This window comes from Blastococcus saxobsidens, from assembly GCF_002938435.1.
In the GTDB taxonomy this organism is placed as follows: Bacteria; Actinomycetota; Actinomycetes; order Mycobacteriales; family Geodermatophilaceae; genus Blastococcus; species Blastococcus saxobsidens.
In genome coordinates, this window is record NZ_POQT01000019.1 from 1 (window position 1) to 23,592 (window position 23,592).

At 75.0% G+C, this 23,592-nt stretch carries 21 protein-coding genes; 15 read left to right on the forward strand and 6 right to left on the reverse strand.

Annotated elements, in window-relative coordinates; all coding sequences use genetic code 11:
- A partial coding sequence (locus C5507_RS12560; RefSeq protein WP_249027824.1) for a DEAD/DEAH box helicase occupies positions 1-1,897 on the reverse strand: 1,897 nt, incomplete at its 3' end.
- Between the two features lie 107 nt (positions 1,898-2,004).
- On the opposite strand from C5507_RS12560, the gene C5507_RS12565 reads away from it, so the two are divergent.
- A complete protein-coding gene (locus C5507_RS12565) occupies positions 2,005-2,655 on the forward strand; it encodes a ferritin-like fold-containing protein (protein WP_104528870.1) in 651 nt (216 codons plus the stop codon).
- A 107-nt stretch (positions 2,656-2,762) separates the two neighbouring features.
- On the opposite strand, the gene C5507_RS12570 is transcribed toward C5507_RS12565, so the two are convergent.
- Both C5507_RS12570 and C5507_RS12575 read right to left on the reverse strand, forming a co-directional pair.
- Positions 2,763-3,005, reverse strand: coding sequence for a DUF3107 domain-containing protein (locus C5507_RS12570; RefSeq protein ID WP_104528871.1), 243 nt, complete (start codon positions 3,003-3,005; stop codon positions 2,763-2,765).
- A 98-nt stretch (positions 3,006-3,103) separates the two neighbouring features.
- Positions 3,104-3,748, reverse strand: a complete 645-nt coding sequence (locus tag C5507_RS12575; RefSeq protein ID WP_104528872.1) for a TetR/AcrR family transcriptional regulator — start codon at positions 3,746-3,748, stop codon at positions 3,104-3,106.
- A gap of 70 nt (positions 3,749-3,818) precedes the next feature.
- Here C5507_RS12575 and C5507_RS12580 point away from each other — a divergent pair, with 70 nt between their 5' ends.
- From C5507_RS12580 to C5507_RS12630, 12 genes are all read left to right on the forward strand, one after another.
- Positions 3,819-4,850, forward strand: coding sequence for an alpha/beta fold hydrolase (locus tag C5507_RS12580; RefSeq protein ID WP_104528873.1), 1,032 nt, complete (start codon positions 3,819-3,821; stop codon positions 4,848-4,850).
- Between the two features lie 43 nt (positions 4,851-4,893).
- Entirely contained in the window at positions 4,894-5,808 is a 915-nt protein-coding gene (locus tag C5507_RS12585) for a DUF3152 domain-containing protein (RefSeq protein ID WP_242611144.1), read from the forward strand.
- A 116-nt stretch (positions 5,809-5,924) separates the two neighbouring features.
- Positions 5,925-6,827 (forward strand): ABC transporter ATP-binding protein, encoded by a 903-nt coding sequence (locus C5507_RS12590; RefSeq protein WP_104528875.1) that lies wholly within the window; start codon positions 5,925-5,927, stop codon positions 6,825-6,827.
- On the forward strand, positions 6,824-8,464 hold the full coding sequence (locus C5507_RS12595; RefSeq protein ID WP_104528876.1) for an ABC transporter permease: 1,641 nt from the start codon (positions 6,824-6,826) through the stop codon (positions 8,462-8,464). The genes C5507_RS12590 and C5507_RS12595 overlap by 4 nt, the downstream gene beginning before the upstream one ends.
- Before the next feature lie 97 nt (positions 8,465-8,561).
- Positions 8,562-9,722, forward strand: coding sequence for an adenylyltransferase/sulfurtransferase MoeZ (moeZ, locus tag C5507_RS12600; protein ID WP_104528877.1), 1,161 nt, complete (start codon positions 8,562-8,564; stop codon positions 9,720-9,722).
- Positions 9,723-9,857: 135 nt separating this feature from the next.
- Positions 9,858-10,439 carry a TIGR03086 family metal-binding protein gene (locus tag C5507_RS12605; RefSeq protein WP_104528878.1) on the forward strand — a complete coding sequence of 194 codons (582 nt, stop codon included), beginning with the start codon at positions 9,858-9,860 and terminating at the stop codon, positions 10,437-10,439.
- Between the two features lie 87 nt (positions 10,440-10,526).
- Entirely contained in the window at positions 10,527-10,820 is a 294-nt protein-coding gene (locus C5507_RS12610) for an MGMT family protein (protein ID WP_242611143.1), read from the forward strand.
- A gap of 127 nt (positions 10,821-10,947) precedes the next feature.
- A complete protein-coding gene (locus C5507_RS22330) occupies positions 10,948-11,112 on the forward strand; it encodes a hypothetical protein (RefSeq protein WP_158657598.1) in 165 nt (54 codons plus the stop codon).
- Positions 11,113-11,175: 63 nt separating this feature from the next.
- Positions 11,176-14,358, forward strand: coding sequence for an ATP-dependent helicase (locus tag C5507_RS12615; RefSeq protein WP_242611142.1), 3,183 nt, complete (start codon positions 11,176-11,178; stop codon positions 14,356-14,358).
- Positions 14,355-17,744, forward strand: a complete 3,390-nt coding sequence (locus tag C5507_RS12620; protein WP_242611141.1) for an ATP-dependent helicase — start codon at positions 14,355-14,357, stop codon at positions 17,742-17,744. Before C5507_RS12615 ends, C5507_RS12620 begins: the two co-directional genes overlap by 4 nt.
- Positions 17,745-17,872: 128 nt before the next feature.
- Positions 17,873-18,292: a hypothetical protein gene (locus C5507_RS12625; RefSeq protein WP_104528880.1), complete on the forward strand. Its 420-nt coding sequence runs from the start codon at positions 17,873-17,875 to the stop codon at positions 18,290-18,292.
- Between the two features lie 71 nt (positions 18,293-18,363).
- Entirely contained in the window at positions 18,364-18,747 is a 384-nt protein-coding gene (locus C5507_RS12630; RefSeq protein ID WP_104528881.1) for a VOC family protein, read from the forward strand.
- An 82-nt stretch (positions 18,748-18,829) separates the two neighbouring features.
- Here the strand turns inward: C5507_RS12630 and C5507_RS12635 are convergent, their stop codons facing one another.
- The gene (locus C5507_RS12635) at positions 18,830-19,681 is read right to left on the reverse strand and encodes an alpha/beta fold hydrolase (protein ID WP_104528882.1); all 852 of its coding nucleotides are present in this window, start codon (positions 19,679-19,681) and stop codon (positions 18,830-18,832) included.
- Positions 19,682-19,766: 85 nt separating this feature from the next.
- Entirely contained in the window at positions 19,767-20,273 is a 507-nt protein-coding gene (locus tag C5507_RS12640) for a GNAT family N-acetyltransferase (protein WP_104528883.1), read from the reverse strand.
- Between the two features lie 57 nt (positions 20,274-20,330).
- Between C5507_RS12640 and C5507_RS12645 the strand changes: the two genes are divergently transcribed.
- Positions 20,331-21,737: a M20/M25/M40 family metallo-hydrolase gene (locus C5507_RS12645; RefSeq protein WP_104528941.1), complete on the forward strand. Its 1,407-nt coding sequence runs from the start codon at positions 20,331-20,333 to the stop codon at positions 21,735-21,737.
- On the opposite strand, the gene C5507_RS12650 is transcribed toward C5507_RS12645, so the two are convergent.
- Positions 21,734-22,507 carry a putative protein N(5)-glutamine methyltransferase gene (locus tag C5507_RS12650; RefSeq protein ID WP_104528884.1) on the reverse strand — a complete coding sequence of 258 codons (774 nt, stop codon included), beginning with the start codon at positions 22,505-22,507 and terminating at the stop codon, positions 21,734-21,736. The genes C5507_RS12645 and C5507_RS12650 overlap by 4 nt on opposite strands.
- Before the next feature lie 50 nt (positions 22,508-22,557).
- Here C5507_RS12650 and C5507_RS12655 point away from each other — a divergent pair, with 50 nt between their 5' ends.
- Positions 22,558-23,451 carry a DUF2510 domain-containing protein gene (locus C5507_RS12655; protein WP_104528885.1) on the forward strand — a complete coding sequence of 298 codons (894 nt, stop codon included), beginning with the start codon at positions 22,558-22,560 and terminating at the stop codon, positions 23,449-23,451.
- The last annotated feature ends 141 nt before the right edge of the window (positions 23,452-23,592 follow it).

Here is a 23,592-nt window from a genome sequence, read left to right on the forward strand (position 1 = left end):
CCTCGCCGGCGCCGCTGCGCCCGGCACCGCCCCGGCGGCGACGACGGCGTCGCGGCTTGGCGCCGTCCGTCGAACCCTCGGCGCCCTCGGCCGCCGGCGCCTCTCCCTCGGCGGGGGCGTCGGTGCCTTCCGTGCCGCCGCCACCGCCGCGGGTGCGACGGCGGGGACGGCTGCGCCCACCGGCCGGCTTCTCCTCGTCGCCGCTGCGACCGGCGGGGCCACGGGAGTCCGAGCCGCGGGACTCGCCGCCGCGTCCGGCCGGGGCCGGGCGGTTGCGCTTGCCGGTCTCGCCGAGGTCCTCGAGGGTCTCGGCCTCCAGCCCCTCGCGGGTGCGCTGCGAGCGGGGCAGCCGGCCCTTCGCGCCCTCGGGGACGTCGAGGTCGCTGTAGACCCACGGGGAGGTGGAGTAGGTCTCCGGCGGGTCGGCGAAGTCCAGGTCGAGCGCCTTGTTGATCAGCTGCCACCGGGGGATGTCGTCCCAGTCGACCAGGGTGACGGCGACGCCGGTGCTCCCCGCGCGGCCGGTGCGGCCGATGCGGTGCACGTAGGTCTTCTCGTCCTCGGGGCACTGGTAGTTCACGACGTGGCTGACGCCGGTGACGTCGATGCCGCGGGCCGCGACGTCGGTGGCGACGAGGACGTCGACCTTGCCGCTGCGGAAGGCGCGCAGCGCCTGCTCGCGGGCGCCCTGGCCGAGGTCGCCGTGCACGGCGGCCGCGGCGAACCCGCGGTCGACGAGCTCGTCGGCGACCTTCTGCGCGGTGCGCTTGGTGCGGCAGAAGACCATGACCAGACCGCGGTCGCGGGCCTGCAGCACGCGGGAGAGCAGCTCTGGCTTGTCCAGGTTGTGCGCCCGGTAGATGAACTGGGTGGTCTGCGGGACCGTCGAGCCCTCGTCGTTGCCGTGCGCCCGGATGTGGGTCGGCTGGGTCATGAACGACCGGGACAGGGTCACGATCGGGCCGGGCATCGTCGCGGAGAAGAGCATCGTCTGCCGCTTGTCCGGGACCATCGCCAGGATCCGCTCGATGTCGGGCAGGAAGCCGAGGTCCAGCATCTCGTCGGCCTCGTCGAGGACGAGCACCTTGACCTTGCCGAGGATCAGGTCGCCCCGCTGGGCCAGGTCGAGCAGCCGACCGGGCGTGCCGACGACGACCTCGACGCCGTTCTGCAGCGACTCGATCTGCGGCTCGAAGGCGCGCCCGCCGTAGATGGCCTGCACGCGGATGCCGCGCCTGGTGCCGGCGGTGCCGAGGTCGCGGGCGACCTGCACGCACAGCTCACGGGTGGGGACGACGACCAGCGCCTGCGGGACACCGTCGCCACCCTCGGCCGGCGGGGTGACCCGCTGCAGCAGCGGGACGCCGAAGCCCAGGGTCTTGCCGGTGCCGGTACGGGCCTGACCGATGAGGTCGTTGCCGGCCAGCGCGAGGGGGAGCGTGAGCTCCTGGATGGCGAACGTGCGGGTGATCCCGGCGTCGGCCAGCGCGGCGACGATGTCCGGGTGCACGTCGAAGTCGCTGAACAGCGGGCTGTCGGGCGCGACGGGCGCACCGCCGAGCTCCTCGACGGTCTGCTCCAGCTCCTCGGGGGCGGGCGCGCCGGTCTCGGCGTGCTCCAGCTCGATGGCCGGGGCGTCCGGGGTGGTGGCGGTGTCGGTGGAAGCGTTCTCGGTGGAGGTCAGTGGTCTCGCCTCTGGTCTGCTGGGGGACCGGCTGCGGTAGCGGTGTCGCCGCCTCGCGCCCGTCCCGGGTCTGGTGTCGCGGGATCGGTTCCAGCGCCGACGCGGCCAGCAGAACCGGGCCTCGCCACGGCCCGGGAGACGGCCCGGGGGCGTCGTCCAGCGGTCGTCAGCGCACAGATGTACGAGCGGGCCCGAAGGCTCGCCGATTCCCATGCTAGCGCGGGCACCGGTTAGCCTCTCCGCGCCGCGCTCCCCGGTGTCGCGTCGATCACTCCTCCGGGGCACGCCGCACCGCCGTCGCCGAGTCCTGTGGAGATGCCGTGCCCCCGGTCGAGAACACGGCCGTCGCCGACCTGCTGGGCGCGCTCGCGTACGCCGAGCTCACCGCCTTCGACCGGCTGGCCGAGGACGCGCGGATGGCCCCCACGCTCGGCGGTCGGGCCGCGCTGGCCCGCATGGCGGCCGCCGAGATCGCCCATCACGTCCGGCTGACCGCCCGGCTGACCGAGCTGGGCGTCGATCCCGCCGAGGCGATGGCGCCCTTCGTCTCCGCCCTGGACACCTTCCACGAGAGCACCCGGCCGAGCACCTGGCTCGAGGGGCTGGTGAAGGCCTACGTCGGCGACGGGTTGGCCACGGACTTCTACCGGGAGATCGCCGGCTTCCTCCCCGAGCCCGACCGGGGCCTGGTGCTCGAGGTGCTCGCCGACACCGGCTACGCCGACTTCGCCGTCCGCGAGGTGCGCGCGGCGATCGCCGCGAACCGCAAGGTGGCCGGCCGGCTGGCGCTGTGGGGCCGCCGGCTGGTGGGCGAGGCCATGACCCGTTCGCAGGCGGTGATCGCCGAGCACGACGGGCTGTCGGAGCTCATCGTGTCCGGCACCGGCGACCTGTCCGGCGTCGGCCGCCTGATCGAACGGATCACCAGGTCGCACACCGAGCGGATGAAGGCGCTCGGGCTGACTCCCTGACGAGAGGCCGGGAACGTGGTGGCGCGACCCGGCGAACGGTCCGCGAAGCAGGGAGGGCGCCCCCGCGCATCGCGCGGGAGCGCCCTCTCAGGACGTGCTGTGCTGCCTCAGGAGCCGGTGCCGGCGATGAAGCCGACGCGGCGCTGGTCGGCCTGCGCGATCTCCACGTAGGCGATGCGGTCGACCGGCACGAGGACCTGGCGGCCCCGCTCGTCGACCAGGGTGAGCAGGCCGTCCTTGGTCGAGCCCGACATGGCCTTGGCCACCTCGGTCGCGATCTCGTCAGGGGTCTTGGGGCTGTCGATGACCAGCTCCTTGGGCGAGTGCTGGACGCCGATCTTGACTTCCACGTAGGCGATGCCTCCTCGGTTCGCGCGACTGCTGCCCACGCTAGTCCAGCTCCTGGCGGAGGGGCCGGTCGAGCGGGTGCGCCGTCAGCGAACGCGGGTCAGGAGGACGACTGGTCGCCGTCGACCCGCGGGAAGCCGGAGATGCCCCGCCAGGCCAGCGCCGACATGAGCGACACCGCCTCGTCGCGGGACACCGTGCCCTTGCGGGGCAGCCACCAGCGGGCGCTGCTCTCCGCCAGCCCGGCCAGGCCCGAGGCCAGCAGCAGGGCGCGCTCCGGGTCGGCGCCGGTGTCCGCGGCGATGATGCCGGCGATCGCCTCCACGGACACGCGGGTGCCGCCGTCGACGATGGCGCGGACGTCGGCGTCGTTGCGCAGGTCGGACTCGAAGACGAGCCGGAAGGCCTCGCCGTCGGCGTCGATGAAGTCGAAGTACGCCCCGACGGCGGCGTCGACCCGGGCGCGGTTGTCCGCGGTGCCGCCCATGGCCTGGCCGACCCGGTCGGCGAGCTCGGAGACGTGCTCCTCGAGCAACGCCAGGTACAGCTCCCGCTTGCCGGGGAAGTGCTGGTAGAGCACCGGCTTGCTGACCCCGGCGCGGTCGGCGATGTCGTCCATCGCGGCGGCGTGGAAGCCCTGGGCGACGAAGACGTCCTGCGCTGCGCGCAGCAGCTGCAGCCGTCGTGCCCCCCGGGGCAGGCGAGAGGTACGCCGGCTGGCGGCGTCGGGGCGTGTGGGCTGCATGGCAGGGGGATGGTACCGACGAGGTGCGGACGGGCACGGGACCCGTCGCCCGGCGCTACCGTCGCAGGCGATGTCCGACGCCCTGCTCTCGCCGACGCCGCTGCCGCCGCTGGAGGGCCTGGTGCCCCCGTGGCCGGAACAGGAGCTGCCGGTGCGCGGCGGCGCGGTCGTCCTGCGGCACACCCCCTGGACCGGCCCGGTGGACGGCGGGGACGCCGTGCGGGAGCGGGCCGTGTACGTGCACGGGCTCGGCGGCGCCTCGACCAACTGGACCGACCTCGCCGCGCTGCTCGCCGTCCGCTTCGAGGGGTGGGCGGTGGACCTGCCGGGCTTCGGCCGTTCGGTGCCCCCGCCGCGGAGCCGGTACTCCGTGCGCGGGCACGTGCGGACGGTGGTCGACGTGCTCGAACACGTCATGGCGCTCCCCGGGGAGGCGACCGGGCGGCCGGTGCACCTGGTGGGCAACTCGCTGGGCGGCCTGGTGAGCCTGCTCGTGGCCGCCCGGCGGCCCGACCTCGTGGCGACGCTGACACTGGTGTCCCCGGCCATGCCCGTCTACCGGGTCCCGCCGGCGTTCAGCCGGGCCCTGCTGCTGCTCCTGCTGCCGGGCGTCCCGGCGCTGGCGGAGCGCCGGCTGGCCGGGGTGCGACCCGAGGACAACGTCCGCGCGATGGTGCGGATGTGCTTCGGCGACCCCTCGAACGTCCCGCCCGAGCGGATCGAGCAGGCCGCGCAGGAGATGCGCGAGCGCGCCGGTCAGCCGTGGGCGGACCGGGCCCTGGCCCGGAGCATGCGCGGGCTCATCACGTCCTACCTGCGCGTCGGTCGCGCGAACGCCTGGCGGGCGGCGCGCAGCCTGCGCATGCCCACCCTCGTGGTCTGGGGCAGCCGGGACCGCCTGGTGGACCCCGCCCTCGCCCCGCGCCTGGCCGCCGCGGTCCCGGATGCCCGGCTCCTGGTGCTGGACGGCGTCGGCCACGTGGCGATGCTGGAGGCCGCCGAGCCGACCGCGCGGGCGATCCTCGGCCTGGTCGAGGAGCGACCCGGGATGAGCGCGTCGGGTCCGACTGTCGCCGATGCACGACGGAGCGTGAGACGCTGAGGTCCTCAGCGCGGCGGGGGATCGAGGGCAGGGAGTTCAGCCGGTGGGAGGACGTCTGACCGACGGTCGCCCGGCGGGGCGTCCCCGGCCGCTGGCCGCCCACCCGGAACCGCGGGTGCGGACCTCTCGTCGACCCCCCGAGCGCGAGCGCAGCTGGTTCCGCCGGTTCGTCCGCCGGCACGGCTGGCGGGCCTACGCCCTCCCGTTCCTGGCCGTCGCCACGGTGGTGGTCCTGGTCGACCTGGTCCTCCACCCGCCCGGGTCGGCGCCGGCGACGCCTGCGGCCGCTCCCACCACGGCGACCCCACCGGCCGCGGCGACGACGTCCGGACCCGCAGCCCTGACCGCGTCCGCCCCGACCGCGCCCGCCCAGGGCGACGCCGGCCCCACCGAGCCCGTTCCCGCGGCGGTCGCCGACTACGTGGAGCAGGGCGCCGGCACGCTGTCGATCGTCGACGGGAGCTCGCAGGTCTACGGCACGGGACCGCTGAAGCGCTTCGTCGTCGAGGTGGAGGACGGCATCGGCGTCGACGGGGCGGTGTTCGCCGAGGCCGTGACGCAGACCCTCGCCGACCCGCGCTCGTGGGGCAACGGCGGGCGGATGTCCTTCCAGCGGGTCGGCATCGCCGAGGCCGACGCGCGTCAGTACGACTTCCGCGTGAGCCTGGTCAGCCCCGGCAACATGGAGACCTACTGCCCCGGGGTGGGGACCGGTGGCTACACCTCCTGCCGCTACGGCGAGCGGGCGGTCATCAACCTGGCGCGGTGGGCCACGGCGGTCCCGCACTACGACGGCGACCTCGCCACCTACCGGCCCTACGTCATCAACCACGAGGTCGGGCACGCCCTCGGCAACGGCCACAGGCCCTGCCCGGGAGCGGGTCAGATCGCGCCGGTCATGCAGCAGCAGACGCTCGGGCTGGACGGCTGCGGAAAGAACGCCTGGCCCTTCCCCTGAGGCCTTCGGGCAGCAGCGCGGAAAGGCTGTCGCGCGGTCCTGCGCAGGGCTAACGTCGTCCCCGGTGCGCCGGGAAGCCTGGTCGGCAGTCGAGTTCCGACTGCGATCGGAGTGCCATGGACACCACCGCTGCGCTGCGCACCGAGCACCTGAGCAAGCGCTTCGGCACCACCCTCGCGGTGGACGGCCTCGACCTCACCGTCCCGGCCGGTGAGGTGTTCGGCTTCCTCGGCCCCAACGGCGCCGGCAAGTCGACGACGATCCGCATGCTCCTGGGGCTGCTGCGGCCCACCGGCGGCGCCGCGTGGATCTTCGGTGACCGGGCCGACGACGTGCAGCGCGCGCACCGGCACCTGGCCTACGTCCCGGCCGACGTCGCCCTCTGGCCGACGCTCACCGGTCAGGAGTGCCTGGACCTGCTCGCCGGCGTCGGCCCCGGTACCGACCTGGCCTACCGGGACGAGCTGGTCGGGCGGTTCGCCCTGGAACCCGACCGCCGGGCCGGCACCTACTCGACCGGCAACCGGCAGAAGGTCGCCCTCGTGGCCGCCTTCGCGACCCGGGCGCCGCTGCTGGTCCTCGACGAGCCGACCAGCGGCCTGGACCCGCTCATGGAGCGGGAGTTCCGGCGGTGCATCGCCGAGGCGGCCGACCGGGGGCAGACGGTCTTCCTGAGCTCGCACCAGCTCGCCGAGGTGGACGCCGTCTGCACGCGGGTGGGCATCCTGCGGCGGGGGCGCCTGGTGGAGGTCGCCGGCCTGGCCGAGCTGCGGCGGCTGCGCCGGTCGGAGGTCGTCGTGGACCTCGCCCGGCCGGCGCCGGAGCTGCGCCGGCTGGCGGAGCTCCCGGGGGTGGCCGACGTGCGGGAGGTCTCCGACCTGCGCCTCACCCTGGCGCTCACCGGCCCACCCGGTCCGGTGCTCGGCGCCCTCGCCGAGGCCGACGTCGTGCGGATCGACGTCCGGGAGCCGTCGCTGGAGGAGATCTTCCTGGACTACTACGGGGAGGTGCCGGCGTGACCGCGACGACCACGCGACGTCCGCCACGGGCGCCGGCTGCCGGAGCGGGCGGCTCGCCGGGCCGCCTGGTGACCGGCATCGCCGTGCGCCAGGTGCGCCGGGGCACGCTCGTCGTCACCCTGCTCGCCGGGCTGCTCCCGGCGTTCGTCGCGATCCAGTACCGGTCCACGTTCGAGGGGACCATCGGCCCGGCCTCCCTCGCGGCGCTGGCCGACAACCCGGCCATCCGCACCCTGTTCGGGCCCGCGGTGGCGCTCGACGACGCCGGCGGTTTCACCGTCTGGCGGCTCGGCACCGTGCTCGGGGTGCTCGTCGGGGTGTGGGCGGCGCTCACCGGCACGCGCACCACCCGTGCCGAGGAGGAGGCCGGGCGCTGGGACCTGCTGCTCGGCGGCCGCCTCTCGCTGCCCACGGTCGTGCGCCGTCACCTCGGCGTCCTGCTCGTCGCCGCCGCGCTCCCGGGCGCCGCGCTGGCCGTCGGCCTGCTGCTGGCCGGCACCGCTGCCCTCGGGGCGGTGCTCTTCGGGGCGGCGCTCGCGGGCATCGGGATGACGGGGGCGGCGCTGGGTGTGCTGGCTGCCCAGCTCGCACCGGAGCGGCGGACGGCCTCCGGGATGGCCGTCGCCGTCCTGCTGACCGGCCTGCTGATGCGCATGGTCGGCGACGGGGTGCCCGCGCTGGCGTGGCTGCACTGGTTCAGCCCGTTCGGCCTGCTCGGACGGGTCGAGCCCTACGCGGGTGACCGGCCGCTGCCCGTGCTGGTCCTCCTGGCGATGGTCGCGGTCGCCGGCAGTGGCGCCGTCGTCATGGCCGGCGGTCGGGACGTGGGCCGCGGCAGGCTGGCCGCCCGGGACACCGGCCGGCGGGCGAGCCGGCTGCTGCGGTCGCTGCCCGGACTGGCCGTCCACCGGATGCGGCGGCCCGTGCTCGCCTGGGGTGCCGGTCTGGGCGCCTACTTCCTGCTCATCGGGCTGCTGGCGACGTCGATGATCGACTTCCTCCGGGAGAACCGGGCCTTCGCCGACATGGCGGCGCAGGCCGGATTCGCCCAGCTCGGGTCGGTCCAGGGGTACGTAGCGGCGCTGTTCGCGCTGCTGGCCGTCCCGCTCGGTGCGTTCGCCGCCACCCGGATCGCGGCCACCGCCGCCGACGAGCGCGCCGGCCGGCTGTCGCTGCTCTACGCCTCACCGGTCGGCCGGGTCCGCTGGGTGCTGACGGAGACGGCAGCGGGCGCGGGCGCGGTGCTGCTGCTCGCCGCGATCGCGGGACTCGCCACCTGGGCGGGTGCCGCCTGGGTGGGCGCCGGACTCGGTCCGGGGGAGGCGCTGGCCGGCGCGCTGAGCGTCGTGCCGGTCGCCCTGCTCTGCCTGGGGGCGGCGCTGGCGGCGCTCGGCTGGGCGCCGTCGGCCGTCCTGGGCCTGGGCGTGCTGCCCGCGGCGGGCGGCTACCTGCTGCTCGTGCTCGCCGACTCGTTCCGCTGGCCCGCGTGGGTGGGGGACCTCTCGCCCTTCACGCACCTGGCCGCCGTCCCGGCCGAGCCGTGGGACGTCGCGGGGGCGGTGGTGATGATGGCGCTGGCCGCGGTGCTCGCCGCCGCGGGACTGACCCGGTACGGCAGCCGGGACCTGCGCGGCTGACCTCCCGGGCGGTGGGAAGAGCTGGGCCTGTCACGCTGTTGTCCGCGTGAACGCTGGTCCTGCGGGGCCGCTGTCGAGAAGACCCGAGGAGCAAGCCGTGTCCCTGCCACCCCTGGTGGAGCCCGCCGCCGACCTGTCCGTCGAGGAGGTCCGCCGCTACAGCCGCCACCTGATCATCCCCGACGTCGGGATGGACGGGCAGAAGCGCCTGAAGAACGCCAAGGTCCTCGCCGTCGGCGCCGGTGGTCTCGGGTCGCCGGTGCTGATGTACCTCGCGGCGGCCGGTGTCGGCACGCTCGGGATCGTCGAGTTCGACACCGTCGACGAGTCCAACCTGCAGCGCCAGATCATCCACGGGCAGTCCGACGTGGGCCGGTCCAAGGCCGAGAGCGCGCGCGACTCCATCAAGGAGATCAACCCGCTGATCGATGTCCGGCTGCACGAGACGCGGCTGGACAGCGACAACGTGATGGACATCTTCAGCCAGTACGACCTCATCGTCGACGGCACCGACAACTTCGCCACGCGCTACCTGGTCAACGACGCGTGCGTGCTGCTGGACAAGCCCTACGTGTGGGGCTCGATCTACCGCTTCGACGGCCAGGTCTCGGTGTTCTGGAACGAGCACGGCCCGAACTACCGTGACCTGTACCCGGTCCCGCCGCCGCCCGGCATGGTCCCGTCGTGCGCCGAGGGCGGCGTGCTCGGCGTGCTGTGCGCCACCGTCGGCGCCATCCAGGCGACCGAGGCCGTCAAGCTGATCACCGGCGTCGGCGAGACGCTGCTCGGCCGGCTCATGGTCTACGACGCCCTCGAGATGACGTTCCGCGAGATCAAGGTGCGCAAGGACCCCGAGGGTGAGCCGATCACCGGCCTCATCGACTACGAGGCCTTCTGCGGCGTCGTGTCCGAGGAGGCCCAGGAGGCGGCCGCCGGCTCGACCATCACCGTCGACGAGCTCAAGGACATGATGGACGCCGGCAAGGAGTTCGAGCTGATCGACGTCCGGGAGCCCAACGAGTACGAGATCGTCTCGATCCCGGGCGCGAAGCTCATCCCCAAGGACGAGATCCTCTCCGGCCGGGCGCTGGCGCAGCTGCCGCAGGACAAGCCGATCGTGCTGCACTGCAAGACCGGCGTGCGGTCCGCCGAGGCGCTGGCCGCGGTCAAGAACGCCGGCTTCAAGGACGCCGTGCACGTGCAGGGCGGCGTGACGGCGTGGGCCACGCGGATCGACAAGGCGCTCCCCACGTACTGACCGCGAGGTGCTGGAACGGCCCCCGTCCAGGGGCCCGTGCTGAGCTTGCGAAGCGCGGGGAGGACGGGGGTCCTTCAGCCGGTCCGCTTTTCTGATCGAGAGGCGGGCCGGGCCCTCGGCATGTTCACTTCTCCCATGTCCGACTTCTCGCCCGTCGAGCTCCTGGAGCTCTTCCAGCGTGCCCAGAACCAGTTCACCGACCGGGTCGACGCGGTCGAGCCGGACCGCTGGGAGGACCCCTCGCTGCCCGGCTGGACGGTCTCCGACCTGGTCGCGCACCTGGTCAGCGAGCAGCTGTGGGTGCCGCCGCTGATGGCCGGCGAGCCGTACGCCGAGGGCCGGTTCCCCGACGACACCAGCGATCTGCTGGGCAACGACCCGCTCCTGGGCTGGGAGTCCGCCGCCGACGGCGCGCTGTCGGCGTTCGCCGAGGACGAGGGTCTGATCCGCACCGTGCACCTGTCGCGGGGGCCCACTCCCGCCGCCGAGTACATCTTCGAGATGACGACGGACCTCACCGTCCACGCCTGGGACCTCGCGCACTCGACCGGCGGCGACACGGAACTGGACGGCGAGCTGGTGACCGCCGCGCTCGTGTATGCCGAGCGGCTGCCGGAGGACGGCATCCCCGGGGTCTTCGAGGCGCCGCTGGACGTCTCGGCCTCCGCCGATCCACAGACGCGGCTGCTGGCCCGCTTCGGGCGCAAGGCGGTCTGAGCCACGGTACGGGGAGAAATGGCCCGGAGCCGGACATCCCGCCGCCGCAGATGTCCGGCTGCGGACGACGCTTGCCATGATCGACGGGTGGCCGAGGAAGCTGTCGACGTCGACGAGGCGGTGTTCGACGCCGTCGCGGGCATCCCGCCGGGCCGGGTGAGCACCTACGGGGCCATCGGCCGGCTGGTCGGCGTCGGGCCACGGCGGGTGGCGCGGGCGCTGTCGCAGGGCGGGGGAGCGGTGCCCTGGTACCGGGTCGTGCGCGCGGACGGTTCGATGGCCGAGCCGGTCCGGGTGCGGCAGGCGGCGCTCCTCGCGGCCGAGGGCGTGCCGGTGCGCGACGGCAGGGTCGTGCTCGACGCGGTGGGCTGGCCCGACTGAGGCCGGCGGACGAGAACCACGTGGGGCGCGGTCACCGGCGGATGTCCGCCGCATGTCCGGCTTTCCCCGGTGCACCATTTCCGCGCATTCGCTTCAGTCGTCCGGAATGGCTGCCGATCTCCGGTGCATGAACACCATGGCGTGCCGGGCAGTGGCCCAGGCCGGGCTGGTCGCCGGAACCGCATCCCTGGACGAGGAGCGGGCCTTCCCGCTCCTGCTGGTCGCGGGCTGGCTCACCACCGCGGCCGACCTGATGCTGGAGCAGGCGCTCCTGGACTCCCTGGCGGCCTGACCCTCTCGTTCCACCCGTCACGTCCGGCGCAGGATCGTCGTACCCCCGTGCTTCCATCGAGGGGTGGCACAGCGCGGGGGTGAAGCAGGTCCGGTCTACCGGCTCCTGCCGGGCGAGCCCCCGCACACCACGCCGCCGGTGCTGGACCCGACGCAGCAGGCCGTCGTCGACCACCCCGGCGGGCCGCTGCTCGTGCTCGCCGGCCCCGGTACGGGCAAGACGACGACGATCGTCGAGGCCGTCGCCCGCCGCATCGACGCCGGCATCGACCCGGAGCAGATCCTCGTCCTGACCTTCAGCCGCAAGGCTGCGGCGGAGCTGCGCACCCGCATCACCTCCCGCGTCGCCCGCACCATCCGCGAGCCGCTGGCCCGTACGTTCCACTCCTACGCCTACGGCGTCCTCCGCCGAGCCGCCGTGCTCCGCGGGGACCCGCCGCCGCGGCTGCTCACCTCCGCCGAGCAGGACGCCGTCGTCGCCGAGCTGCTGCGCGGTGACGCCGAGGGCGTCGGCACCGTGCGCTGGCCCGACGACCTGGCGCCGGCGCTGGCCACCGAGGGCTTCCGGGCGGAGCTGCGCGAGCTGCTGCTGCGCGCCACCGAGCGCGGGGTCGGGGCGGCGCAGCTGGCCGCCTGGGGGCGGGAGACCGGCAACGAGCACTGGGTGCACGCGGCGGCGTTCCAGCAGCAGTACGAGAACGTCAGCGACTTCTGGGTGGCCTCGCGCGGTGACGCCTCGGGCTACGACCCCGCCGAGCTGGTCCGCCAGGCCATCCTCGAACTGAGCGAGGACCCGGAGCTCCTGCGCCAGGAGCGGGAGCGCGCCCGCTGGCTGTTCGTCGACGAGTACCAGGACACCGATCCCGCCCAGGTCGAGCTGCTGGAGCTGCTGGCCGGCGGCGGTGCCAACCTGGTCGCCGTCGGTGACCCGGACCAGTCGATCTACGCCTTCCGCGGCGCCGAGCCCCGCGGCATCGTCGAGTTCCCCGACCGCTTCCGGCACACCGACGGCCGCGCGGCCGGCAGGCTGTCGCTCGGCGTGTGCCGCCGGTCGGGCGAGGAACTGCTGCGGGTCAGCCGGCAGGTCGCCGAGGGGCTGCCCGGGCCGTGGGAGCACCGCCGGCTGGCCGCCGGCGAGGGCGCCCCACCCGGCGAGGCCGAGGTGCACGTCTTCGGTTCCACCGCGGTCGAGGCCGCCTACGTCGCCGACGTGCTCCGGCGGGCGCACCTGCTCGACGGCGTCCCGTGGTCCCGGATGGCCGTCGTCGTGCGCACGGCCGCGGTGCTGGGGCCCTTCCGGCGGGCGCTCGCCTCGGCCGGGGTGCCGGTCACCGTCTCCACCGACGACCTCCCGCTGGCCGCCCAGCCCGCGGTGGCTCCCTTCCTGCACACGCTGACGGCGCTGCTCCCCGGGCCGGACGGCGAACCGGCGGGCCTGGACGAACCGGCGGCGGAGGCGTTGCTCGCCTCCCCGCTGGGCGGTGCCACCGTGCTCGACCTGCGCCGCCTGCGCCGCGCGGTCCGCATCGCGCTGGCCAAGCAGGGCGTCGATGCCGCCGAACGGGGCGCCCCGCTGGCGATGGCGCTGGCCGACGAGGCGCTGCTGGAGGCGCTGCCCGAGCACGTCGTCCGCCCCGCCGCGCGGGTGGCCGCGGTCATGGCCGCCGGACGGTTCGCCCTGGCGCAGGGCGGCACCGCCGAGGACGTGCTGTGGGCGATGTGGCAGACCAGCGGGCTGGCCACCCGGTGGGCGCGGGCCAGTGCCGCCGACGGCCCGTCGGGGGCCGTGGCCGACCGCGACCTCGACGCCGTCGTCGCGCTGTTCGACGCCGCCGCCGGCTTCGTAGACCGACTGCCCTCGGCCGACGTCCGCGCGTTCGTCGCGCACCTGTCGGCGCAGGAACTCCCGGGTGACACCGGCGCCGCGCGCGCCGTGGCGGGCGAGACGGTGCGGCTGCTCACCGCGCACGCCTCCAAGGGTCTGGAGTGGGAACTGGTCTGCGTCTCCGGCGTGCAGGAGGGCGTCTGGCCGGACCTGCGGGAACGGGCGTCGCTGCTCGGCGCCGAGGTCCTGGTGGAGAAGGTTGCCGGCATCGACGGTGCCCGCACCGACCGCCGCACCCTCGCGCTCGCCGAGGAGCGCCGGCTCTTCTACGTCGCCTGCACCCGCGCGCGCCGCCGGCTGCTGGTCACCGCCGTCGAGGGCGCCCTGGACGGCGCCGACGCTGGGGCGACCGCCTCCCGCTTCCTCGACCTGGTCGAGCCGCCGCCGGCCGACGGCCGCCCGCTCACCGAGCTGCCGCGGGCACTGACGCTGTCCGCCCTCGTCGCCGAGCTGCGGCGCGCGCTCACCGATCCGCACACCCCCGCGCCCAGGCGGTCGGCGGCGGCCTCGGTGCTGCGCCGGCTGGCCGACGACGGCGTGCCCGGCGCCGCCCCCGCCCGCTGGTGGGGGCTGGCACCGCTGTCCGACGACGCCCCCCTGGTGCCGGAGGAGGAGCCGGTGCGGGTGCGGCCGTCGGCCATCGAGACCTTCCAGAAGTGCCCCCTGCGCTGGGTGCTCGGCGCGGTGGGCGCGGAGGCCTCCCCGGACGCGACCCGCACCGTCGGCACGGCGGTGCACGCCGTGGCGCAGCAGGTCGCCGAGGGGCTGTCCGCCGCCGACGCGCGCGCCGTCCTGGACGACGAGCTCGACCAGCTGGACCTCGGGCCCGGGTGGGCCGACCAGCGGCAGCGGGTCCACGCCCAGGACATGCTCGACCGCTTCCTCCGCTGGCACGTCGCCAACGGCCGGGAGCTGCTCACCGCCGAGGGCAGCGTCGACGTCGTGGTCGGGCGGGCGCGGATCCGCGGCCAGGTGGACCGGCTGGAGCGCGACGGCGAGGGGCGCCTGGTCGTCGTCGACCTCAAGACCGGCAAGACGGCGGTCAGGAACACCGAGGAGCACGGCCAGCTCGCCGCCTACCAGGTGGCGATCGCCGCCGGCGGCTTCGCCGAGCACGGCACCGTGCCCGGCGGCGCCGCGTTGCTGCAGGTCGGCACCGGCGCCAAGGCCAAGGAGCAGCACCAGGAGCCCCTGCCCGCCGACGTGCCGCTGGACCAGACCTGGGCGGGACAGCTCGTGGCCGAGGTGGGTGAGGGCATGGGCGGCGGAACCTTCGAGGTCCGTACCGGCACCCACTGCTCCCGCTGCCCGGCCCGGCGCAGCTGCCCGCTGCAGGAGCGCGGCCGGCAGGTGACCGGATGACCCGAGGTTCTGGACGGCCCCGTCCCGGGTTCCCTCGCGAGCGTGCGAGCGGAGGGGAGGACGAGGTCCTTCAACAGCTGTCCTTCGACGACCTGTTCGCCGGTGCCCCGGCCGACGAGCCGGCGCCTCGCCGGCTGCTCACCCCGGCCGAGGTCGCCGCACGCTGCGGGCTCTCCTACGCGCCGTCCGACGAGCAGGCCGGCGTCGTGTCCGCGCCGGCCGACCGGCCCCTGGTCGTCGTGGCGGGGGCGGGATCGGGCAAGACCGAGACGATGGCCGCGCGGGTGTCCTGGCTGGTGGCCAACCGGATCATCGAGCCCGAGGCGATCCTCGGGCTCACCTTCACCCGCAAGGCCGCGAGCGAGCTCAACGAGCGGATCCGGCTGCGGCTGGGCGCGCTCGCCCGCCACCCGGACACCGAGCCCGATCTGAAGGAGCGGCTGGGGATCGCCCAGCCGACGGTGTCGACCTACCACGGCTACGCGGCGGCGCTGGTCGCCGAGCACGGGCTGCGCATCGGGGTGGAGCCCGGCGCGGGCGTCCTCGGCCCGGCGATGTGCTGGGGCCAGGCGACGACGGCGGTCGCCGCGTGGACCGGGGACATGTCCGACGTGCCGCTCTCCCTGCTCACCACCGTCGAGGACGTGCTGGCGCTGGCGGCGGAGATGGGCGAGCACGACGTCGCCCCCGCCGCCCTCCGCGCGTGGACCGCCCGGCTCGAGACGCAGATCGCCGGCTACCCCGACGCCCCGAAGAAGAAGGGGCCCTACGCCGCGGTGACCGAGATGCTCGCCCGGCAGCGGGCCCGGGTGGCGCTGCTGCCGCTGGTCGAGGCCTTCGAGGCGCGCAAGCGGGCGATGGGCTCGATCGACTACGCCGACCAGGTCGCCTATGCCGCGCGGATCGCCGTGGCGTCGGCGGAGGTCGGCCACCGCGAGCGCGCCCGCTGGAAGGTCGTGCTGCTCGACGAGTACCAGGACACCAGCGTCGGGCAGCTGCGCATGCTCGAGGCGCTCTTCGGCGGCGACAGCGGCCACCCCGTGCTGGCCGTCGGCGACCCGCGCCAGTCCATCTACGGCTGGCGCGGCGCGTCGGCCGGCACGATCGAGCGGTTCGCCCGCACCTTCCCCGGCCACCCGGGACGCCGGGCCGAGCGGCTGACCCTGGCCACCAGCTGGCGCAACGACGAGGCGGTGCTCGCCGTCGCCAACGCCGTCTCCGGGATGCTGCCCGAGCCGGCCTCCCCGTTGCCCGATCTGGCTCCGGCGCCGACCGCCGGACGCGGCGCGGTGACCGTCGGGCTCTACGAGACCGTGGCGGAGGAGACCGCCGCCCTGGCCGACCGGTTCGCCGCCTGCTGGGAGGGCCGCGACGCCGCCCTGCCGGCCCGGGACGACGGCCGCCCGGCCTCCATGGCGGTGCTGGTCCGCACCCGCAAGCAGCTGCCGGGCATCGCGGCGGCGCTGCGCGAGCGCGGCCTGCCGGTCGAGGTGGTGGGGCTGGGCGGGCTGCTCGAGGTGCCCGAGGTCTCCGACGTCGTCGCCACCCTGACGGTGCTGGTCGACCCCACCGCCGGTGACGCCATGGGCCGGCTGCTCACCGGGGCGCGCTGGCGGATCGGCCCGCGCGACCTCGCGGCGCTCGAGGCGCGGGCCCGGGCGCTGGTGCACTCCCGCCGCCCGGCCCCGCCCGCCGAAGGGGAGGCTGCCGCGGCGGCCACCGCCGAGCCGCCGCAGGAGCGGGGCAGCATCGTCGAGGCGATCGACGACCTCGGCGACGCCGAGCAGTACTCGCCCACCGGCTACCGGCGGCTGCGCCGCCTGGGCGGCGAGCTGGCCCACCTGCGCAACCGGATCGGTGAGTCGCTGCCCGACCTGGTCGACGAGGTGGCCCGGACGCTGGGCCTGGAGACCGAGCTGGCCAGCGCGCCCGGGGTCAGCCCCGCCGGCGCGCGCGCGCACCTGGACGCCCTGCACGGGGTGGCGGCGGAGTTCACCCAGCTGGCCGAGCTGCCCTCGCTGCCGGCGTTCCTGGGCTACCTGCGTGACGCCGAGGAGCGCGAGCGCGGGCTGGAACCGGGAGAGGTGGCGGTCAACCCGGAGGCCGTCCAGCTGCTCACCGGGCACTCGGCCAAGGGCCTGGAGTGGGACGTCGTCGCCGTGCCGGGGATGACGGTCGACCAGTTCCCCGCGCGGTCCAACGCCAGCGACTCCTGGATCAAGGACCCGGGTGCCGTCCCGGTCGACCTGCGGCTCACCGACCGCGAGGAGCTGCCCCGTCTGAAGCTGCCCGTGCCCGGGTCCGGCGACCAGGCGGTGGTGCGCGACGCGCTGGAGGAGTACGTCCAGGACTGGAAGGACTTCGGCCGGGACGAGGAGATCCGGCTGGGGTACGTCGCCGTCACCCGCGCCAAGCGGCTGCTGCTGTGCTCGGGCAGCTGGTGGCGGGACGGGATCAAGCCGTGCGGGCCGTCGTCGCTGCTGCACACCGCCAAGGAGGCCTGCGAGGCCGGCGCCGGCACGGTGGTGCACTGGGCGCCGGCGCCCGAGGACGGCGCGACCAACCCGGCGCTGGAGGAGTGGCCGGTCGGGCAGTGGCCGGCCGATCCGCTGTCGGAGCCCCGCCGCCGCGCACTGACCGCTGCCGCCCAGCTGGTCGAGGGTGCCGCGTCCCACCCGCTGGACCCCGACCTCCCGCTCGGCGAGCCCGACGAGCTCGTCGCCCAGTGGGTGCGCGACGCCGATCTGCTGCTGCGCGAACGGGCCGTCGCCTCCAGCCCCACGGTGGAGGTCCCGCTGCCCTCGCACCTCTCGGTGTCGGCGCTCGTGACGCTGCGCCGGGACCCGGGCGAGCTGGCCCGCCGGCTGCGCCGTCCCATGCCCGCCGCGCCGGCACCCCAGGCCCGTAGGGGCACCGCCTTCCACGCCTGGCTCGAGGAGCGGTTCGGGGCAGCTCGGCTGGTCGACCTCGACGAGCTGCCGGGCTCCGGTGACGAACTGGCCGCCCCCGACGACGCGCTCGGGGAGCTCCGGGAGGCGTTCCTCGCCAGCGAGTGGGCCGACCGGCAGCCGGTCGAGGTCGAGGTGCCGTTCGAGACGCCGCTGGGCCCGTTGACCCTGCGCGGCCGGATCGACGCCGTCTTCCAGCGCGAGGACGGCGGCTACGAGGTCATCGACTGGAAGACCGGCCCGCCCCCGACCGGTGCCGAGCTGGCCGCGGTCGCGGTGCAGCTGGCCGCCTACCGGCTCGGCTGGTCCCGGCTCACCGGTGTGCCGGTGGAGCAGGTCAGCGCCGGCTTCCACCACGTGGCCGCCAAGGAGACGATCCGCCCCGTCGACCTGCTCGACGAGGCCGGCCTCCTGGCGCTGGTCACCGGAACGGACTGACCGATCCCGGGGCGCGCGGGCGCATCCCGCGATCCGGCTGGTTGCGGCACCCGGCCGGAGCGCGTTCCCATTCCCGTGTCACGTGCGGGGGATGACGGGACCGTCCGGACGAGCACTCGGAGGGCACGATGGACCTGTCGCCGCGGCGCACCGTGCGGGCGCTCGTCGCATCGAGCGCCGTGCCGCTCCTGGCCGCCTGCGGTGCTGGCGAAGTGATCTCGGTCGCCGACGTGACCGTTCTCGTCTCCGAGCGGACAGGTGCCGGCATGGACGCTCTCGGTGGTGGCCGGCTGGAGGTGTCGGGTGGCTGCCTGGGCGCCGGGGGCTCCGTGATCGTCTGGCCGCACGGCACCGAGGTGGTCGACGACGACCCGTTGACGATCGCGGTCCCCGGCCACGGGACCTACGGCCTCGGGGACGAGGTGGAGGTCGGAGGGGGCTTCGTCCTCGAACACTCCTCCCGGAACTGGGAGCTCGGTCCTTTCGACGTCGCGGGCGTGACCGTCCCCGCCCCCTGTGCGGAGCACGACGTCTTCCTCGCTCGCTGACGCCGGTCTCGGGTCCGCGGCCCCGCCGGCACGCAGCGCGCACCCGTCGGTCCGGACGAGAGGATGGCGCCATGGACGTCCTGAGCAGCCGCATCCTGCTGCGACCGTCGGACACACGGCGGTCGCAGTCGTTCTACCGGGACGTCCTCGGGCTGGCGGTGCATCGCGAGTTCGGTCCGGCGGAGCATCCCGGAATGGTCTTCTTCCTGGGGAACGGTCTGCTGGAGGTCTCCGGCCGGTCATCGGAACGCCCCGAGGGCCTGGCCCTGTGGCTGCAGGTCCGGGACGTCGCCGCCGAGCACCGTCGTCTCACGGCGGCCGACGTGACGGTCATCCAGCCACCCCGACTGGAGCCGTGGGGGTTGGTCGAGATGTGGATCGAGGACCCCGACGGCGTCCGGATCGCGCTGGTCGAGATCCCGGATGCGCATCCTCTGCGCCGCGACCAGCGATGAGACGACGCTCAGGTCCTCCGCGTCCAGCTGCGAGACGTTCCCGCGGGACCCCGAGCCGGCCGCCGCGGGAGGCGGCCGGGCGTCAGGTCGAGGCGACGCGGTCCAGGATCGCGGCGGCCAGCTGCTCCGGTGCCTGCTCGGGGACCCAGTGCGTGATGCCCGGCAGCTCCACGAATCGGTAGTCGCCGGTCACGAACTCCTCGCACGCGAGCGCCGCGGTCCGCCCGATGGCGACGTCGTTGTCGCTCCAGACGTAGGTGGTCGGCACCGACACCTTGTCCACGCGGATGTCGGAGCTCATGGCGCGGTACCAGTTCAGCGCGGCGGTCAGCGCACCCGGCGCCGAGAGCACGGCCACGTACTCGTCGACGGCCTCGGGGGAGACGCCGGTCTCGCCCTCGGCACCCAGCAGCATCCGGCGCAGCCGCCGGGCGTCGTCGGCCAGGAGCACCTCCTCGGCCTTGCCCCGCTGCCAGAACAGCCGGATGTAGGCCGAGCGCTCCTTCTGCTCGGGGTCGACCCTGAAGGCGGCGGTGTATGCGGCGGGGTGCGGCACCGACACCGCGGTCAGCGAGCGGACGCGGTCGGCGTGCCAGGCGGCCAGCGTCCACGCGACGTTGGCGCCCCAGTCGTGGCCCACGACGTCGGCCATGGGGATCTCCAGCGCCGTCATGAGGTCCGCGCTCACCTGCGCGAGGTTCTGCATGGCGTAGGCCTCGACCTCGTCCGGTCGCGCGCCGGGGGAGTAGCCGAGCTGGTCGGGTGCATACGTGCGCAGGCCGGCCTGGGTGAGCAGCGGCGTCACCGCGGCCCACGAGGCCGACGTCTGCGGGAAGCCGTGCAGCAGCAGCACCGGGCGCCCGTCCTCCGGGCCGTCGACCCGCACGTCGAAGGTCAGGTCGCCGACGTCCACGCGCAGCAGCTCTCCAGGCATGGGCGCGACGCTATCGGGGGCCCGCACCCGGCGCCGTACGCGGTACCTGCACGTCGACAGGTCGACATCTCGACAAGTCGAGGAGTCAACTGCCGAGCCGGAGCCCCAGCTGGTGGACCCGCAGCCCCTCGGGGGAGACGAGCAGGTCCTCCGGTGCCATCCCGAGCCGGTGGGCCACGGCGAGGGACGGCGCGTTCGCCTCGTGCACGAGCGCCACCAGGTGCGGCACCCCGGCCGAGCGCGCCCGCTGGACGACCGCGCGCGCCGCCGTCGTCGCACGACCGCGACCCCAGTGCGCCCGCCCGAGGCGCCAGCCGATCTCCAGCTCGCCGGTGGGGCCCCAGTCCGCACCCCACGGCTGCACCCCGGCGAAGCCGACCACCTCACTGTCGACCACGAGGGAGAACAGGCACAACCCCGAGTCCCGTGCGAGCTGCTGCTGCCGCCCGACGAAGGCCTCGTACCAGGGCAGGTCCCGCACGAGCCCGGTACCGATGTAGCGCATGACCTCCGGGTCGTCGAACAGCCGGTGCCATGCGACGGCGTCCTCGTCCAGGGGCACGCGCAGCAGCGGTCCGGTTCTTTCGGGCACGGCTGCGACGCTAACGGGGGCGTGGTCGGCCCCCCGGCCGCGGCTACGGTCGACGCCGTGACCAGCGAGCGCGAGTACGTCACCGCCCACCTCGACGACCTGCACGCCGACCTCGGCGCCTGGCTGCGCATCCCGTCGATCTCCGCGGACCCGGCGCACGCCGACGACGTCGCCGCCAGCGCGGCGTGGCTGGCCGAGGCGCTCACCCGCACCGGCTTCCCGACCGTGGAGATCTGGCCGACCGCCGGTGCGCCCGCCGTCTTCGCCGAGTGGCCGTCGGCGGACGCCGACGCACCAGTCGCGCTGGTCTACGGCCACCACGACGTGCAGCCGGTGGACCCGCCGGAGCTGTGGGTGCACCCGCCGTTCGAGCCCACTCGGGTCGAGGGGCCCGACGGCCCGGAGCTGCACGCCCGCGGCGCCATCGACGACAAGGGAAACGTCGCCTTCCACCTCCTCGGCATCCGCGCGCACCTCGCCGCCACCGGCCGCGACACCCCCGCGGTCACGGTGAAGCTGCTCATCGAGGGCGAGGAGGAGTCCGGTTCCCCGCACTTCGAGGCTCTGCTGCGGGAGAAGGCCGACCGGCTGGCGTGCGACGTCGTCGTCGTCAGCGACACCGGCATGGCCGCTCCCGACGTGCCCAGCGCGGTGACCGCCATGCGGGGGCTCGCCGACGCCGAGATCACCCTGCGCGGTCCCGCCGTCGACCTCCATTCGGGCTCGTTCGGCGGGGCCGTCCCCAATCCGCTGCACGCCCTGGCGGAGCTGATCGCGAAGCTGCACGACGACCAGGGCCGCGTGACCATCCCGGGCTTCTACGACAAGGTCCGCTCGCTGTCCGACCGCGAGCGCGAGCTCATGAGCCGCGTCCCGTTCGACGAGCAGACCTGGCTCGCCGGCCCGGCGGCGTCCCGGGCGACGTACGGCGAGGCCGGCTACAGCACCCTGGAACGCACCGGCGCCCGCCCGACCGCCGAGGTCAACGGCATGTGGGGCGGCTACACCGGCCCCGGCCACAAGACGATCATCCCGGCCGAGGCGCACGCCAAGGTCACCTTCCGGCTGGTGTCCGACCAGCGGCCGGAGGACGTCGGACCGCTGCTGCGCGCCTGGGTCCAGGACAACGTCCCGGCCGGCATCGAGGCGGAGGTGCACACCCCGCCCGGGGGCGTCGCGCCGTGCGCCAGCGACCTGGACTCCCCGCACATGGACGCGCTGCTGGCTGCCATCGGCCAGGCCTTCGACACCGACCCGGGCGACGTGCTGTTCACGCGGGAGGGCGGCAGCGGTCCCGAGGCGGCGATCGTGGCGGCGCTGGGTGCCCCGCTGCTGTTCCTCGGCGCCGGTCTCCCCACCGACCGCATCCACTCGCCGAACGAGCGGGTGCTGCTGCCGATGCTCTACCGCGGCGCCGAGGCGGCGGCGCACCTCTGGCGGGAGCTGGCCGCTCGCCGCAGCTAGGGGAGCGTCCCGACGACGACGGTGGCGGCCCGCTCGTCGTCGGTGACCAGCCGGGCCTGCAGACCGGCGGCGGTGACCGTCTCGAGCGCGGCGGCGGCCTGGCCCTCGCTGCACTCGAACAGCAGCGAGCCGCCGGGCGCGAGCCAGTCGGGGGCACCGGCGGCGACGCGGCGGGCGAGCGCGAGCCCGTCCGGCCCGCCGTCGAGCGCCGTCCGGGGCTCGTGGTCGCGGGCCTCCGGCGGCATGAGCGCGACGGCGTCGGTGGGCACGTACGGCACGTTGGCGGTGAGGACGGCGACCCGGCCGCGGAGCCCGTCCGGCAGTGCGTCGAACAGGTCGCCCTGGTGCACCAGGGCGCCGGGCAGGTTCGTCCGCGCGCAGGCCACCGACGCGGGCTCGACGTCGGACGCGTGCAGGTCGATGCCCGGCACGGCCGCGCGGAGGGCCGCTCCCACCGCACCCGTTCCGCAGCACAGGTCGACGACGACCGAGCCGGGCCGGGCGAGCGCCGCCGCCTCGAGCACCAGCGCCTCGGTGCGCCGGCGGGGGACGAACACCCCGGCAGCGACGGCGATCCGCAGCCCGCAGAACTCCGCCCAGCCCAGGAGCACCTCCAGCGGCGTCCCGGCCACCCGTCGCTCGACCAGCCGGTCGAGCTCCTGCCGGTCGGTGGCCGCGACGGCGAGCAGCTGCGCCTCGTCCTCGGCGAACACGCACCCGGCTACCCGAAGTCGGCGGACCACGTCCACGTCGGGGGACGCGTGCTGCACAGGACCTCCGGGAGGGGGAGCGGTCGTGGGGGACGACCTAGGCTGACGGCGTGACCGGAGCCGGGCAGACCCCTCCGCCGGGCTGGTACCCCGATCCCGGTGGCGCCCCCGGCATGGTGCGCTGGTGGGACGGCGGTACCTGGTCCGACGTCATGATGCCGTCCGGTCCCGGGGTCGCGGTGCGCACCGCTCCCGGCGCCGCCCAGCACCGTGAGGTCGAGCTGTCCCCGGCGGATCAGGCGGAGACCGGCCGGACGCCCCGCCGGTCGGCGGTGTGGATCGCCCTCGTGGCGGTCGTCGTCCTGGTCGGTGCCGTGGTCGGCACGCTGCTCGCCCTGCGACCGGACGGGGACCGGTCCGACCGCACGGCGGCGCCGTCGACCAGCGCCGTCCCGTCCCAGCCGGGTGGCGGCTCCGCCTTCCCGTCGGGGATGGTGCGGATCACCGACCGGGCCGCCGGGATCTCCTACCCCTACCTCGGGGAGGGGTGGTCGGAGTTCGACCTGGGCCTGCAGCTGGAGACGACGGAGACGACGGGTCAGTACTTCACGACGCAGGAGGGCACCCCCGACGGCGGGATCTTCATCAGCCAGTGCACCTCCGGGCCGGTGGCCGCGGAGTACGGCTACGCCGGTCCCTCGACGCTGCAGTCGACGGTGACCCGGCTGGCGGCCAGCGTGCGCGGCAACTACTACCCGGGCCCCAACGAGCGCGAGGTGCTGCGCGACGAGGCGCGCACCGTCGACGGGCGCGCTGCCCATCTCGTCGAGTTCACGCTGACCTGGGACGTCGAGGGCTACGACGCCACGGGGGAGCGGGCCGCGCTGCTGCTGATCGACGTCGGCCGACCGGCCCCGGCGCTGGTGTACATCTCCATCCCCAACACGCACGCGGAGCTCTACGGCGTCATCGACCGCGTCCTCGAGGACATCGACGTGCTGTGACGGCTGCTTGATGATCAGGCGACCTGGTCATGGAGGGTGCTGGCTCACCGTCGACCGTGAGCCAGGACCCCGCGAGGTGAGCCGGCGGCCCACCCCCGACGGGTGCACCGCAGGGCGGCGGTCGGCCGCCCGCGGCTACTG

Excerpts from the sequence above, each read along its gene's own strand:
- C5507_RS12605 (WP_104528878.1), top strand. The coding sequence starts at position 9,858 with ATGTCCGACTTCTCGCCCGTCGAGCTCCTGGAGCTCTTCCAGCGTGCC.
- C5507_RS12575 (WP_104528872.1), bottom strand. The coding sequence starts at position 3,748 with ATGCAGCCCACACGCCCCGACGCCGCCAGCCGGCGTACCTCTCGCCTG.
- C5507_RS12590 (WP_104528875.1), top strand. The coding sequence starts at position 5,925 with ATGGACACCACCGCTGCGCTGCGCACCGAGCACCTGAGCAAGCGCTTC.
- C5507_RS12625 (WP_104528880.1), top strand. The coding sequence starts at position 17,873 with ATGGACCTGTCGCCGCGGCGCACCGTGCGGGCGCTCGTCGCATCGAGC.
- C5507_RS12635 (WP_104528882.1), bottom strand. The coding sequence starts at position 19,681 with ATGCCTGGAGAGCTGCTGCGCGTGGACGTCGGCGACCTGACCTTCGAC.
- C5507_RS12630 (WP_104528881.1), top strand. The coding sequence starts at position 18,364 with ATGGACGTCCTGAGCAGCCGCATCCTGCTGCGACCGTCGGACACACGG.
- C5507_RS12580 (WP_104528873.1), top strand. The coding sequence starts at position 3,819 with ATGTCCGACGCCCTGCTCTCGCCGACGCCGCTGCCGCCGCTGGAGGGC.
- C5507_RS22330 (WP_158657598.1), top strand. The coding sequence starts at position 10,948 with ATGAACACCATGGCGTGCCGGGCAGTGGCCCAGGCCGGGCTGGTCGCC.
- C5507_RS12620 (WP_242611141.1), top strand. The coding sequence starts at position 14,355 with ATGACCCGAGGTTCTGGACGGCCCCGTCCCGGGTTCCCTCGCGAGCGT.